The sequence below is a fragment of the Rhizobium sp. 18055 genome (genome assembly GCF_902706285.1).
Classification (GTDB): domain Bacteria; phylum Pseudomonadota; class Alphaproteobacteria; order Rhizobiales; family Rhizobiaceae; genus Rhizobium.
The window spans coordinates 1-407 of the sequence record NZ_CACSKD010000405.1 but is presented as its reverse complement, the minus strand read 5'-3'; the positions used below and the strand labels follow the sequence as shown (position 1 = coordinate 407).

Sequence of the window (407 nt, the reverse complement as noted above, 5' to 3'; positions counted from 1 at the left end):
GATGTAGCCGTCGGAAATGTTCGGCGGCATGGGGTCGGAGGCGATTTCCGCCGTTCCGGTGCGCGCAAAAACGCGGTCGATCTCGGGGAATTTGGCCTTCAGCGTCGCTTCCAGTTGCTGCTGCATCGCCACCGATTGCGACAGGCTGGTGCCCGGAATGCGCAACGCCTGGATGGCGAAGTCGCCTTCGTTCAGGCTGGGCACGAACTCGCTGCCCATGCGGGTCGCGATCAATCCGCAGAGCACCACGGCCACCGCGGCAATGGAGAGCACCACGGCCTTGGCGGACATGACGCGATCCAGAAGGGGGGCATAGATTCGCTTCGCATGACCGAGAAGGAAGTTTTCCTTCTCGCTGACCCGGTTGCCTATGAACAGTGCGACCGCGGCTGGGATGAAAGTCACCG

General features: G+C 62.4%; 1 protein-coding gene. It reads right to left on the bottom strand.

The genetic code is table 11. The features are described 5' to 3' along the window. A partial coding sequence (locus GVL52_RS29725) for an efflux RND transporter permease subunit (protein ID WP_280179138.1) occupies nucleotides 1-405 on the bottom strand: 405 nt, incomplete at its 3' end. Between the last annotated feature and the right edge of the window lie 2 nt (nucleotides 406-407).